9 protein-coding genes are annotated in these 13,762 nt (G+C 55.1%); all 9 read left to right on the top strand.

Annotation, left to right across the window (positions count from 1 at the left end; genetic code table 11):
* Nucleotides 1–510: T9SS type A sorting domain-containing protein (locus B157_RS34590; protein ID WP_157618321.1), on the top strand; the 510-nt coding region annotated here is incomplete at its 5' end.
* Between the two features lie 741 nt (nucleotides 511–1,251).
* Nucleotides 1,252–2,268, top strand: a complete 1,017-nt coding sequence (locus B157_RS0106190; RefSeq protein ID WP_020602500.1) for a DUF1259 domain-containing protein — start codon at nucleotides 1,252–1,254, stop codon at nucleotides 2,266–2,268.
* A 215-nt stretch (nucleotides 2,269–2,483) separates the two neighbouring features.
* Entirely contained in the window at nucleotides 2,484–2,888 is a 405-nt protein-coding gene (locus tag B157_RS0106185; RefSeq protein WP_020602499.1) for a hypothetical protein, read from the top strand.
* Nucleotides 2,889–2,967: 79 nt separating this feature from the next.
* Nucleotides 2,968–7,374 carry a CusA/CzcA family heavy metal efflux RND transporter gene (locus B157_RS0106180; RefSeq protein WP_020602498.1) on the top strand — a complete coding sequence of 1,469 codons (4,407 nt, stop codon included), beginning with the start codon at nucleotides 2,968–2,970 and terminating at the stop codon, nucleotides 7,372–7,374.
* A gap of 37 nt (nucleotides 7,375–7,411) precedes the next feature.
* Entirely contained in the window at nucleotides 7,412–8,635 is a 1,224-nt protein-coding gene (locus tag B157_RS0106175; RefSeq protein WP_020602497.1) for an efflux RND transporter periplasmic adaptor subunit, read from the top strand.
* A gap of 40 nt (nucleotides 8,636–8,675) precedes the next feature.
* Nucleotides 8,676–9,452: a permuted SH3 domain-containing protein gene (locus B157_RS0106170; RefSeq protein WP_020602496.1), complete on the top strand. Its 777-nt coding sequence runs from the start codon at nucleotides 8,676–8,678 to the stop codon at nucleotides 9,450–9,452.
* A 20-nt stretch (nucleotides 9,453–9,472) separates the two neighbouring features.
* Complete coding sequence (locus B157_RS0106165) at nucleotides 9,473–10,717, top strand: MFS transporter (protein WP_020602495.1); 1,245 nt, start codon at nucleotides 9,473–9,475, stop codon at nucleotides 10,715–10,717.
* A gap of 64 nt (nucleotides 10,718–10,781) precedes the next feature.
* Complete coding sequence (hisD, locus tag B157_RS0106160; RefSeq protein ID WP_020602494.1) at nucleotides 10,782–12,071, top strand: histidinol dehydrogenase; 1,290 nt, start codon at nucleotides 10,782–10,784, stop codon at nucleotides 12,069–12,071.
* 457 nt (nucleotides 12,072–12,528) lie between these two features.
* Nucleotides 12,529–13,593, top strand: coding sequence for an AI-2E family transporter (locus tag B157_RS0106155; protein ID WP_020602493.1), 1,065 nt, complete (start codon nucleotides 12,529–12,531; stop codon nucleotides 13,591–13,593).
* The last annotated feature ends 169 nt before the right edge of the window (nucleotides 13,594–13,762 follow it).

The raw sequence follows: 13,762 nt of genomic DNA, 5'->3' as shown, positions 1-13,762 counted from the left end.
GTGCTCTCAGCGGGCCAGCGACGGGTCACCTTCAATCCCCGCTACGCGGGCCTGAACGGCACACCGGTGAGCTTCTCGGTGGTTAACGAGCTGGTTCCTACAACCAATCCAGGACCCTACACGCTGGATTTGTACACCGACAACCCCATCATCGGTTTACGAGCGGTTCAGAGCGGGGTAAGTGCTAGTTTCAGCTATGGCTGGCTGGCAGCCTGCAACCCGGGTGCCCGGCTGGGCACGGGTTCAGAAGTACCCCTGAGGGTCACCGTATTGGGCAACCCGGTGGCAGGTGAAACGGTGTCCGTGGAGGTGCGGGGTGCCGAAGGACAAGCCCTGTCACTATCGGTAATCGATGCGCTTGGCCACCAGGTAAGTGAGCAGTCGGTTGGTCGGGCTGGGGTGGTGGAGCGGCAGACGCTCAGACTGGGCCAAACCCCGGCGGGCGTGCTACTGCTGCGGGTGAGCACATCCACCCAAAGCCAGACGCTCAAGCTGTTCAAAGCGGAATAACAATTATCTTCGACAGAGTGGTTTACAAAAGAAGCCGCGTTCCTGCCAGGGAGCGCGGCTTCTTTTGTGATTCGGACGTTTATGTGGATGCGTTTAGCGGTAGTTCACATTGCTGCAACCCATTCATTTATAACAAAATGACGAGTTCATTAAATTGCATTAGCTACCCATTTATTGACCGAAAATGGCCGGATGGGGAAGTGGTATGCCTGTACGGATATAAACATATTTATCATGTGAGAAAACAGTATGTACCATTCATCTGAAGCCTAACAAAGAGGCTTTGAACTATTTTCAACGCATAGGGTAACTGATTTTACTGTACTCATAAAATCACTACATTTTATCTACAATCACATCCAGCTACCCAAACCCTACACCACCTCGGATTTGCTGCTAATTGACCCAAAGCTTGACCTCTCCTTTTCGCGGGCTTTCTTTCTGACAGCCTACCTACAATGTAATAACCAGATCAACATATCATCACCAACATCCGGTTTCAGTGGCGGTGTAAACCCGTTAGCAATCTATACATCGGCGAGACGGATAATTGCTACGCCTACCAAGCCACAGACGACCAACGGCGGGTTGTATGGGCGTTTCAACCCATGAACCAGGCACGGGTGCTGAAACTCACCTACTGGTTGAATCTCAAAAGTCTGGCGCGTTTAAATTTAATTCAGAATTTGGCTTTACTTTTAGAAGCACTAATCTGCTCATCGAGCCCTTTTCTACTTACGTATGCAACGCAGAAACTTCCTTCGCTCCGCCGTTGTTGCCACGGGCACCATCCCCCTTTGCACAACTTCGGGCGTCAATCCAGACGCCTTACCAGGCATCGGAAAAACACCCGCCCTTTCCCAGGCCGATCAGGATGCTATTGCTACGGCTCTTGGCAAAAAAGGCACTTACAACGAAGCCCAGGCTACTTATTCGGTGCCGCTGCCCCGTAATGATCTGAGCGTAACGGTGAAAGGTGAATCCGTACCAATTCCGTTTGGGTTTGGTGGCTGGGTAGCATTCAAGAAAACGCTGGACGGCAAGCAGACCGTGATAATGAGCGATACGGTACTACTCGAAGCCGAAGTAAACCCGTTGATCGACGCGGCCCACACGGCAGGGCTGGAAGTAGGGGCCATACATAATCACTTTTTCTACGAACAACCGCGCATTTTTTATATGCACCTGCACGGCCTGGGCGATACGGCCGAACTAGCCAGAAAGTATGCCCAGGCAATCCGGGAAACTAAACTGTTTCCGGCTAACCAGCCTGCTTCAACTCCTTCCTCAGCACAAACCAGTAGTAATGCCACCCCAGCCGCGACGGGTACGCCCCAAACCGGTAAGGAATTGTTTGACTTACCCGTACTCGATGAGCTGATCAAGTATAAAGGTGTAGTCAACGGCCCGACATACAAATACACCATTGGCCGCGACGACCTGACGGTAACGGACATGGGAGCTGAGATGACAGCCGCTATCGGTCTGAACACCTGGGCATCGTTTGCGGGTAAACATGATGCGGCTCACATGGCTGGTGACGTGGCCATGCTGGAAAGCGAAGTGAACAGCGTCATAAAAACACTGCGCAGTCACCGCATCGAAGTTGTCGCCTTGCACCATCATATGCTTGGCGAACAACCCCGGATCATTTTCCTGCACTACTACGGGCGTGGTCCGGCAACTGAACTGGCCAAAGGGTTCCGGGCCACGCTGGACCAGTTAGGCAAGGGCAATCAAGGTGGTATGCGACATTGATTGCCTTGTAACCAAAAGAAATGGCCATGTGGATGGGAGGGCGTATCCGGAAACAGAAACTGACCGGGCCTTTGCCAATCGGTGGTTAGACCGATTGACAAAGGCAGCAATCAGAGCATCGCAGTTGATTTACGTGGCCATGAGTCAGCGCTACTTTCAACCGTCGATGTGCCATTCGCAACACCAATTGCTTATTATTGCTATCTTTGCCCGTAATGTTGCGCCTGCTCACCATCGGAATCAGTCTTTACCTCTCGCTGTTCAGCTTACTGCCAGTGTCGATATGGGAGGAGTGCGCCAAACTACCGGAGCTATATCAGCATTACCAGCTTCACCGGCTCGAAGAACCGGACCACTCATTTTTGGATTTTTTGGCCGAGCACTACGGCGACAGGGGGGATCACCATGCCCCCCACCACGATCACGCTAAACTTCCCGTCAAAGCCGCCCATTCCGGCGCCGATGCAGGCTGGGCTCCGGTTTATCTGCCCGGCTCTCCTTTTTGGAATAACGCGCTTTGTGCAAGTCCCGTAATAGCACCCAAAACTGGGTTTCATTACCAATCGGCCGCGCTCCCTGAGCCGACGCTTTCCTTCTGGCAACCGCCCAAAATCAGTTAATTGTATTGACGCGTACCATGTCTCCGATCCCTCCAGATCGGAGTAACTGGCTTTGTCTTACTCTTCAATTGATGTAGCGATGCTCAATCATATTATTCTATTTTCCATTCGGAACAAACTCATCGTGGGTCTGCTTACCGTAGCCCTGATTATATGGGGCGGCTGGTCGATCACCCAACTACCCATCGATGCCGTTCCCGACATTACCAACAATCAGGTACAGGTCATTACGACCAGCCCCTCCCTGTCTGCGCCCGACATCGAACGGCTGGTGACCTTTCCCGTCGAAATTGGCTTAGCCAACCTTCCGGGCCTGATCGAACTGCGCTCGTTTTCGCGCTTTGGGCTGTCTATTGTTACGGTCGTATTTCGGGACGATATAGACGTGTTCTCGGCCCGCCAGCAGATTTCCGAGCGGCTGCAAAACGTGGTCAGCCAGATTCCGCCCGGTGTGGGTACGCCCACGATGGCCCCCGTCACAACGGGCCTCGGCGAGATTTTTCAGTACACGGTCGTACCCAAAAAGGGCTATGAGCAGAAATACCCGCTCACCGAACTGCGTACGATTCAGGACTGGATAATCCGGCGTGGGCTGCTGGGTACGCCCGGCGTGGCCGACGTGAGCAGCTTTGGCGGCCTGGTGAAGCAGTATGAAATTGCGGTGGACCCCGACAGGCTGCGGAGCATGAACCTGACCATTACCGACCTCTTCGATGCCCTCGAACGCAACAACCAGAACACCGGTGGAGCATACATCGACCAGAAACCCAACGCCTACTTCATCCGCTCCGATGGCCTGATCGGTAGCATCACCGACATCGAAAATGTGGTGATCAAACTGAGTGGTAAACCCGGTCAGATGAATGCACTACCCATCCGTATCCGCGACGTGGCTACCGTGCAGATTGGCAGTGCCGTACGCTACGGAGCTGTGACCCGCAACGGACAGGGCGAAGTGGTGGGGGCGCTGGTGATGATGCTCAAAGGCGAGAACTCCGCCAAGGTAATCAAGCTGGTGAAGGCTAAAATTGCTGACATCCGTAAAACGCTGCCCGAAGGCGTTGAGATTATTCCCTTTCTGGACCGCACCAAGATGGTAGACAGCGCCATCGGCACCGTGACCAAAAACCTCGCCGAGGGTGCGCTGATCGTCATCTTCGTGCTGGTACTGGTTTTGGGTGAATGGCGGGCGGGCTTCGTGGTCGCTTCCGTCATTCCGCTGGCGCTGCTCTTTGCCATTGCGCTGATGAACGTCTTTGGCGTGTCGGGCAATTTGATGAGTCTGGGGGCCATTGATTTCGGCCTGATTGTGGATGGGGCCGTGATTATTGTCGAAGCCACGCTGCACCATATGCTGCTGCGCAACCGGGATCAAACCCTTTCACAGCTTCAGATGGATGAGGAAGTGTACGAGTCGGCCAGCCGGATTCGGAATTCAGCCGCCTTCGGCGAGATTATTATCCTGATTGTGTACCTGCCCATTCTGGCCCTATCGGGGGTGGAGGGGAAGATGTTCCGCCCGATGGCTCTGACGGTGGGCTTTGCCATTCTGGGGGCGTTTATTCTGTCGCTGACCTACGTGCCCATGGTCTCCTCGCTGGTACTCAGCAAAACCATCCGGCATAAGAATACGTTGTCCGACCGGTTCATGGCCTGGCTGCACCGGGGCTACGAGCCGCTGATTATGCGGGCGTTGCGGTTCCGGATACTAATTCTGGCGGTGGCGGTTTCGTTATTAGCCATCAGCGTATTCCTGTTCACGCGCATGGGTGGTGAGTTTTTACCAACGCTGGACGAGGGCGATTTTGCCGTGGAAACCCGCGTCCTGACGGGTAGTTCGCTGAGCGAATCGGCCGACGCGACCACCAAAGCCCAGCGAATTTTGCTGAAACAGTTTCCCGAAGTGGAACAGGTGGTGGGTAAAAGCGGCTCCGGCGAGATCCCCACCGATCCCATGCCCATCGAAGCCTCCGATTTGATGATTATTCTTAAGCCAAAGTCAGAATGGACCAGTGCCAGTAGTCGCGAGAAACTAGCCGAAAAAATGGCCGAAGCCCTGTCCGTCATCCCGGGCGTAGCTTTTGGCTTCCAGCAGCCGGTGCAGATGCGATTCAACGAACTGATGACCGGTGCCCGCCAGGACGTAGCCCTGAAAATCTACGGCGAAGACCTGGGCGAACTGACCCGGCAGGCCGAGAAGGTGGGTAACCTGATTGGGGGCATCGACGGAGCCAAAGACCTCTACGTCGAGCAGGTCGAAGGCTTGACCCAAATCTTAGTCAAACTCAACCGCGATCAGATCGCTAAATACGGTCTGAACGTCGCCGATGTGAATCGCACGATCAACACGGCCTTCGCCGGTCAATCGACCGGACAGGTGTACGAGGGCGAACGGCGGTTTGATCTGGTGGTACGGCTGGCGGCTGATAAACGCCGGAGTATCGACGATGTGCGTACCCTCTACGTGGCCACGGCCACTGGCCAGCAGATTCCGTTAACACAGTTGGCCGACGTGACCATGGAACAGGCACCCAACCAGATCCAGCGTGACAATACCCGTCGGCGCATTACGCTGGGCTTCAACGTGCGCGGGCGGGACGTGGAAAGTATCATCACCGATTTGCAGGGCAAAGTAGCCCGGCAAATCAAGTTGCCACCCGGCTATTCGATCACCTATGGCGGGCAGTTCGAGAACTTAGTCGAAGCCAAACGGCGGCTGGCCATTGCCGTACCAGGCTCACTGGCCCTGATTTTCGCCCTACTATTTTTTACCTTCCACTCGGTTCGCCAGAGTTTTTTGATCTTCACTGCCATTCCGATGGCGGCTATCGGGGGCGTGTTTGCCCTGCTGCTGCGGGGAATGCCGTTCAGTATTTCGGCGGGGGTGGGCTTCATCGCCCTCTTTGGCGTGGCCGTACTCAACGGTATCGTGCTGATTGCGGAATTCAACCGGCTGCGGCACGAGGAAGGACTAACCGACTTTATAGAGATTATCCGGCGGGGTACCCAGGTGCGGTTGAGGCCCGTGATTATGACTGCACTGGTTGCCTCGCTGGGTTTTATCCCGATGGCCCTTTCGAACTCCGGCGGGGCCGAAGTGCAGAAGCCACTGGCGACAGTGGTCATCGGCGGCTTGATTACGGCCACCCTACTGACGCTGTTCGTGCTGCCCATCCTGTACACCTATTTCGAGCGTGGACTGGAGCGGATCGACCCTAAAAAACCGATACCGTCGGGAACAACGAACCGTTTGGTCATGATTGCCACTTTGGTGCTGGCCGCTTTAGGAGTTAATGCCCAATCCCCCGCCATCCGGGTCGTTGGTCTGGATCAGGCCCTTCAGGAAGCGGCTACCCGTAACGCCCGGCTCCAAATTGGCGGCCTTCAGGTGAACCAGCAACGGGCCCTGCGCCGGAGTGCCTTCGACTATGGCCGCACCACCATCAGCAGTACACTGGGTCAGTTCAATAGCCGAAAATTTGACAATGGCCTGACCATCAGTCAGATTTTTCCCAATCCAGCCCTGCTGCGTCGGCAGGCCGATTTGGCCGATGCCACCATTCAGGGTCGGGAAACGGCCGTGGGCGTGAGCCGCAATGAGGTGCAGTACGATGTCAAATCGGCGTATTATGCCGTGCAGTACTGGCACGAACGGGAAGGGCTGCTTCGGCAGCAGGACTCCGTCCTGGCCGAGTTTGTGCAGGCGGCTACTCTGCGCTTCCGGGTGGGCGAAACCGGCTCACTCGAAAAGGCTACCGCCGAAAGCCAACGGGCCGACGGACTGGTTCGGCTCGCCCAGAATACGGCCAACCTGGCTGCGGCCCGTACCCGGCTTCAAACCGCGCTCTACAGTACGGATGAGCTGGAGGTGGCACCCGGCCCACTCACCAAACGGAAACTGAGCGTAGTCGTGGATAGCAGTGGTACGACCAACAATCCGCTGCTGGCGCAACTTCGGCAGCAGATCGTGGTGGCCGAACAAAGCCGTCGCGTGGAGAAGGCCCGGCTAAAGCCCGAGTTCATCGTGGGTTTGTCCACCCAGACCATCATCGGGACGCAAATCTATGATGGCAACGAGACCTACTACGGTCCTGGACATCGGTTCGTGAGCGGGCAGATTGGGGTGCTGGTGCCACTGCTGGCCAAACCACAAAAGGCCCGGATCGAGGCCGCCCGGCTGGGTGAACAGATCGCCCAAACCGAACTGGCGACCCAGCGACGGGCTTTGCAGCAACAGGGTACACTAGCCTTTCAGCAGTACGAACAGTACCGCACGGCGCTGGCGTATTACGAGCAGAACGGCCTGGCGCAGGCCCGGCTAATTCTGGACAACGCCCGCAAGGCCTTCGGGGGGGGCGACATCGGGTACGTGGAATTTTCGCTGGCCCTGCAACAATCGCTGACCATCCGGGCCAGTTACCTCGATCTGCTCAACCAGTACAACCAGTCGGTGCTTTACATCGAATACCTGCTCGGCCAGCCCTGATTCCAATTTATTCATTTTTCTCCCAATCCGTCGATCCATGAAACGTCCCGTTTCTTTTGCCCATATAGTTCCATTTCTGTACACGCTGGTTGTTGCGGTCAGCTTTATCGGTTGCCGTGGCAGCGAAAAGTTCGCCGATGACTCATCGGCGAAGCAACCCGCATCCACCGCTGATTCAACCGAATCACCAGACGCCGGTTCGCCGACCGTTGTAAACCTGACGCAGGCACAGTACACCACTGCTGATATTCAACTGGGCCAGCCCGAATCGCGGACGCTTGGCACGATGCTGAAGCTGACCGGGGTTCTCGACGTACCGCCCCAAAGCCGGGTGAGTGTATCGATGCCGGTCGGAGGCTACATCCGAAGCATTAAGCTCGAACCCGGCGCGAAAGTCCGCAAGGGGCAAACGCTGGCCGTGCTCGAAAATCCTGAGTTCATCCAGTTGCAGCAGGATTATTTAGACATCAAAGCCCAACTGGAATACGCCGACCTGGAGTTCGCCCGGCAGCAGGAACTGAGCCGCGAAAACGTGAATGCGCTGAAAGTGCTCCAGAAAACCCGCTCTGACCGTCAGCGTTTGCAGGCCCAACTGGCTGGCATGGGCCAACGCCTGTCGCTGCTGCACATCAACCCGGCCACGCTGCGGGCCGACCACTTGATACGTACCGTTGGGGTCCCTTCGCCCGTCAATGGCTACGTGACCGACGTTCCCGTCAATAATGGTCGTTTCGTCAATCCGGCCGATGTAATTATTGAGGTGACGGACGTGGGCGATTTGCACGTCCACCTGAATGTATTTGAAAAAGACATTACGCACATTCGTACCGGTCAAGCCGTGCGGTTCGGCCTGGGTGGCGCCGGCGCACCGATGCATCAGGCGACGATTTTCATGAAGGGCAAGTCGATTGATGCCGATCGGACCGTTGCCGTGCTGGCCCGTCCGCTGGGGGTCTCGGACGATTTTATTCCCGGTGCCTACGTGTCAGCGCAGGTCGCCGTGACCAGCAATCCGTTATCCGTGCTGCCCGACGCGGCTATCGTTGGGTTCGGGGGTAAATCCTACGTCTATCTGCTGGAAAGCAAAAGTAGCCAGCCCGTGAGCTATCGCTTCCGGCAGGTCGAAGTTAAGCCGGGCGTAGCACAAAACGGCTACACAGCCGTCAACCTGCCATTGCCTGTCGATGTCAAAACGCCCTTTGTCGTGAAAGGAGCCTATAGTTTGCTCTCCCAGCAGAACAACAGTGGCGAAGAGGAATAAATGAACGCCGTCACCATAACTAACCAAAAATCGAATCTTTATGAAAACTAATCACCTGTTTGGAAGTCTTTTAACGGTCATCGCTTTATCTGGTAACGCCCTGATGGCCCAAACCACCACGCCCGCGACGGCCACCAGCACTGTAGCCCCAAACCCGGCTTTACGGGCCAAATCAAGCACGATGTACACCGAACACACCGAGCTTTTTGCCGAATATCGCCCGCCGGTGGTCGGGCGGCCCAACCGCTTTACGGCGCACCTGACCCGGCTGGGCCAGACGTTTAGCCCCTACACCGAAGCCACTGTGACGCTGACATTGACTATCGACGGTAAAGTAGACTATACCGAAACACTCACCAAGCCCGTAGCTCCCGGCAACTTCCGCTTTGCGCTGAAACCCGCAACGGCCGGACGCGGCACAGTGACGATTGATCTGGTTACCCCGGCTTATACCGACCAGTTTGTGGTCAAAGACGTAACGGTGTATGCCGACGAACCAACGGCCATTGCCAGCCAACCCGCCCCCGAACCCACCACCGGCGAGATTGGGTACAATAAAGAAAAATCGTGGTTCGAGCCGTTTGCTACGGCACCCGTTATGAGCCGGAAAAGGGGGAAAACGGCGGTGCTGTCGGTGCCGCAATCGGCGTTGGTATCCGAAAACGACGGGGTGTATGTCTTCGTGCAGAAAACCCCGGAACGCTTTCTGAAACAGGCCATTAAAACGGGTACCAAGCAGGGCGATATCGTTGAGGTAGTCAGCGGCCTGCAAGCCAGTGACCGGATCGTTATCCTCGGCACGGGCAACATCAACTAAACTCAGGTAACAAACAGATCATGCCTACCCAGTCACCCCTTTCGCTCCTGCTCGAACCGTTTCAGTCGCTGCGCAGCCGTACGTTTGCCAAGTTGTATTTCGCCCAGACCATCAGCCTGCTCGGCGATGCCTTTACCTGGGTAGGGCTGGCCCTGCTTGCGTATCAGTTCGGGCGTGAGCGGTCGGCGATTATTCTCTCGTCGGCCCTGACGCTGCGGGTGACGGCGTTTATCATTTTTTCGCCCTTCGCCGGGGTGCTGGCCGACCGAGTCGACCGCAAAAAAATCCTGTACGTCACCCATTTCATTCGGATGGGCATTGTCGCCTGTCTGCCGTTCGTGAACGCCGAGTGGCAGATTTACGTACTGGTTTTTTTCTTGAATGTGTTCAACGCCTTTTTCACTCCAACCTATAAATCCATCATTCCGCAGGTGGTAGAGAAAGCGTATTACAGGCAGGCAATCGGCTTATCGACGGCGACGTTTCAACTGCTGGGCGTACTAGGGCCAGGGCTGGCCGGGATTCTGGCCGTGTGGCTGGGGGCACGGGATATTTTCTTTGTCGATGCCGTGTCGTTCGTCGTGGCGGGTGTGCTGATTCTGCTGTTGCCCGGTGATCTGCTCAATACGGCTTCGGCAAAAGAGCGGCCCGAAAAACCACTCTCGGCCTGGGCCGACGTACTCAACGGGGCCAGGTTGTTGTTTGGCAATCCACTAATCAGGTTTTCACTGGCCATCGAGTTTGTGTCGGCTATTGCCGGGGCGCAGATACTGGTGAATACCATTGGCCATGTTAAAGACGGGCTGCACCTGCCCGACACCTACTACGGCTGGGTGATGGGGGCCTTCGGCGTCGGAGCCACGCTGGCCGCCTTTGGTGGAGGTTTTGACAAAACAACGAGTCGGCGAGTATCGCTGATTGTGGGGGCATTGCTGTTGGGTATGGCCATTATCGGAGCCAACTACGTAGGATATCCGGTGTTGCTGGGGCTGTGGGTACTGGCGGGACTGGGGCAGAGCCTGGCAGAAATCCCGTCGGAAACACTCATTGGTGAACAGATTGAGCGTTCTCAGCAGGGCAAAGTGTTCGGGTCGCACTTCGCGTTTTCGCATTTGTGGTGGGCCATTGCCTATCCCATCGCCGGGTTCACGGGTAGTCAGTTTCCGGGCCAGAATTTTCTCTACGGTGGCTTGCTGACCCTGGGGCTACTCATGGCAGCACTGGTTGTCTTTCGGCCTAAAAAGCAGCTATCTCCGGGTCAGTAGTTGGTTTGCCCAGGCAGTAAAGCAGAACCTATCCATTCAATCAACCCCTTTTCCAGCAGTAACGATGCGCATCTACAAAAATAGCCCGGCCTCGGATTGGCCCCAGCTCATTACCCGTCCCGCCAGTAATTCCGGGGGAATGGAAGACCGTATTCAGGCCCTACTTCACGCCGTAAAGAACCAGGGGGACCAGGCTGTTTATGATCTCACCCGGCAGTTAGATGGGGTTTCTCTTTCCTCCCTGGAAGTCACCCATCAAGAAAAGGCTGTTGCTGCCGGGCTGGTGGATGACCAGTTAAAAGCCGATATTCGGCAGGTGCAGGCGAACATCACTACGTTCCACCAGGCCCAGAGGGAGGTGCCCCGGATTATAGAAACAATGCCGGGTGTGCAGTGCTGGCGCCGGTCGGTTCCGATTCAGCGGGTCGGCTTGTACGTGCCGGGGGGTACCGCCCCCTTGTTTTCAACCGTACTGATGCTGGGCGTTCCGGCTATCCTGGCGGGCTGCCCCGAAATTATCATCTGTACTCCACCCGCTAAAGATGGTACTGTCCATCCGGCCATTTTGTACACGGCCGAACTAATTGGCATTCACCATATCTATAAAATCGGAGGGGCGCAGGCCATCGCGGCAATGGCTTATGGGACGGAAACCATCCCCCGCGTTGCTAAACTCTTCGGACCAGGGAATCAGTACGTGACGGTAGCCAAACAACTCATCAGCCGGGAAGGTATTGCCATTGATATGCCAGCCGGACCGTCCGAAGTACTAATCCTGGCGGACGCTACGGCCAATCCAGCATTCATCGCAGCCGACCTGCTGGCCCAGGCCGAACATGGTCCTGACAGCCAGTGTTTATTGGTGACCACATCGGAGCCGATGCTGCATGAGGTAGCGAATGAAGTGGCGCGGCAACTGGAAGGACTTTCTCGGCAGGCGATTGCCCGTGAATCCCTGAAAAACGGTCGGCTCGTATTCGTGCCCGATTTGGCAGCGGGGATTGCCCTAACCAATTTATACGCCCCTGAACACCTGATTATTGCTACAGAGGAAGCCGAAACGGTCGCCATGCGGGTCTATAATGCCGGTTCCGTTTTTCTGGGCAATCTGACGCCGGTGACGGTGGGGGATTACGCGTCCGGTACCAATCACACCCTGCCTACCAATGGGTTTGCGGCTACTTTCAGCGGTGTGTCGCTGGACAGTTTCATCAAAAAAATTACTTACCAGCAACTGAGTCCTGAAGGCTTACGGCTGATTGGCCCGTTGGTTGAACGGATGGCCCTGGCGGAAGAGTTAATGGGTCATGGCGCGGCTATTTCGCTACGGCTTCAAACATTAATTCGTTCCTAAGGCGGTCGATTCACTACTTAATTCATTACTGCATTCTCCACATCAACCTCATTAAAAAAACTGGCGATTACACAAGTTCAGCTAATCGCATAGAAAAGTCGCGCCGGACGAATCTGAGCCCGGCTTTTTGCGGAGGTGATTATTTCGGTACAGTAAATTGGAAAGGGAGTGGTCCGCCACCGCGGGGCCGAAGCCAAGGAATAAAAAAGTAGCTTCATTCCCCATTTACATCATACGTTGCCCCAAACCGAATCGGATGTTTGAATGAACCAAAGTTTAATATATTTCAAATTAAGTCACATCGAGGGTTTTCAATAAATGTCAACAACAATCCGTAGCAAACGGGTCGTTCTATCCGGCCAGTTTTCGCCTACTTTTGATGCTTTTATACGCTTAATCCGGCTGACAAATACCCCCCTTTTGAGTTATACCCTTGTATCAACTAAACAACAAGTGTATGATTAACGATCAACCGGACTCCATTCCAGAGCCGCTATTCATTCGGCGCGTCGGCATTATATTAGGTCTGACCCTATCTACTTTACTGTTGCTTGGACTGATGGGGGCCGCTTTCGACGTACTGCTGCTGGTGCTGGCAGCTACGCTGATTGCCCTGCCACTTCATGCGGGTGCCCGATGGATGAGCAAACGTACCAATTGGCCGGAGGGCGTTTCCCTCGCCATTGTAGCTCTCCTGACCATCGGTGTGCTGATAGGTATGGGGTGGGTTATCTCCACTTCGATTGGCGGGCAAATCGATCAGTTGCAGGAGCAGGCCCCTAAAGCATTGAAAAATGCGGAGGAGATGCTGCGTCAAACAAGCTTTGGCCGACAGTTGCTAAAAGAAGACATCAAACCGGAGAAATTGCTGGACAGTGGTTCTTCGCGCTGGCTGGGACGCATTTCGGGTGCTATTTCGTCCACGCTCGGTAGTCTGGCAGATTTGTACGTCATTCTGTTTCTGGCTGCTTTTCTGGCGGCACAACCTACTCTGTACCGCGACGGGCTGGTCCGGCTGGTTCCTAAACCGAGTCGAAAACGGGCCGAAGCGGTGCTGGATAAGCTAGGCGAAACCCTGCTGGGCTGGCTGGGTGGTAAGTTGTTTTCGATGGTCGTGGTTGGCGTTCTAAGTTTTGTAGGTCTGTGGCTGCTGGATATTCAACTGGCTGGAGCGCTGGCCCTGTTTGCGGGACTAATTACGTTCATCCCCAACTTTGGTCCCATCATCGCGTTAATTCCCGCCGTACTACTTGCACTATTGAGCGGCCCCCAGCAGGCCCTGTATGTGGTGCTACTCTACATGGGTATTCAGCTCGTAGAAAGTAACCTGCTGACCCCGCTCATTCAGAACAAGGTAATTTCTATGCCGCCCGCGCTGGTCTTTATCTCGCAGCTCATCATCGGCATATTCGCCGGGGGCATTGGGCTGGCCTTAGCCACACCTGTCATGGCCATCGTACTGGTTATGGTCAAAATGCTGTACGTACAGGACGTACTAAAAGACGGTTCTATCAAGGTGTAAACTTTATCCTAAAATACGACCGCCGTATAGAATACAAGGGCTGGTATGCCCTGTGTGTAGGAGCACAATTCGTCCGGTTCTCTTCCCTAAGATATGACTAATTCAGACGCACTAGATCCACGACAACGTCCTGATGTACAACAGGCTCTATCTGCTATTCAGCCCCTTA

The sequence above is a fragment of the Spirosoma spitsbergense DSM 19989 genome, from assembly GCF_000374085.1.
Classification (GTDB): Bacteria; Bacteroidota; Bacteroidia; order Cytophagales; family Spirosomataceae; genus Spirosoma; species Spirosoma spitsbergense.
This window is presented reverse-complemented; position numbering and strand designations above follow the sequence as displayed.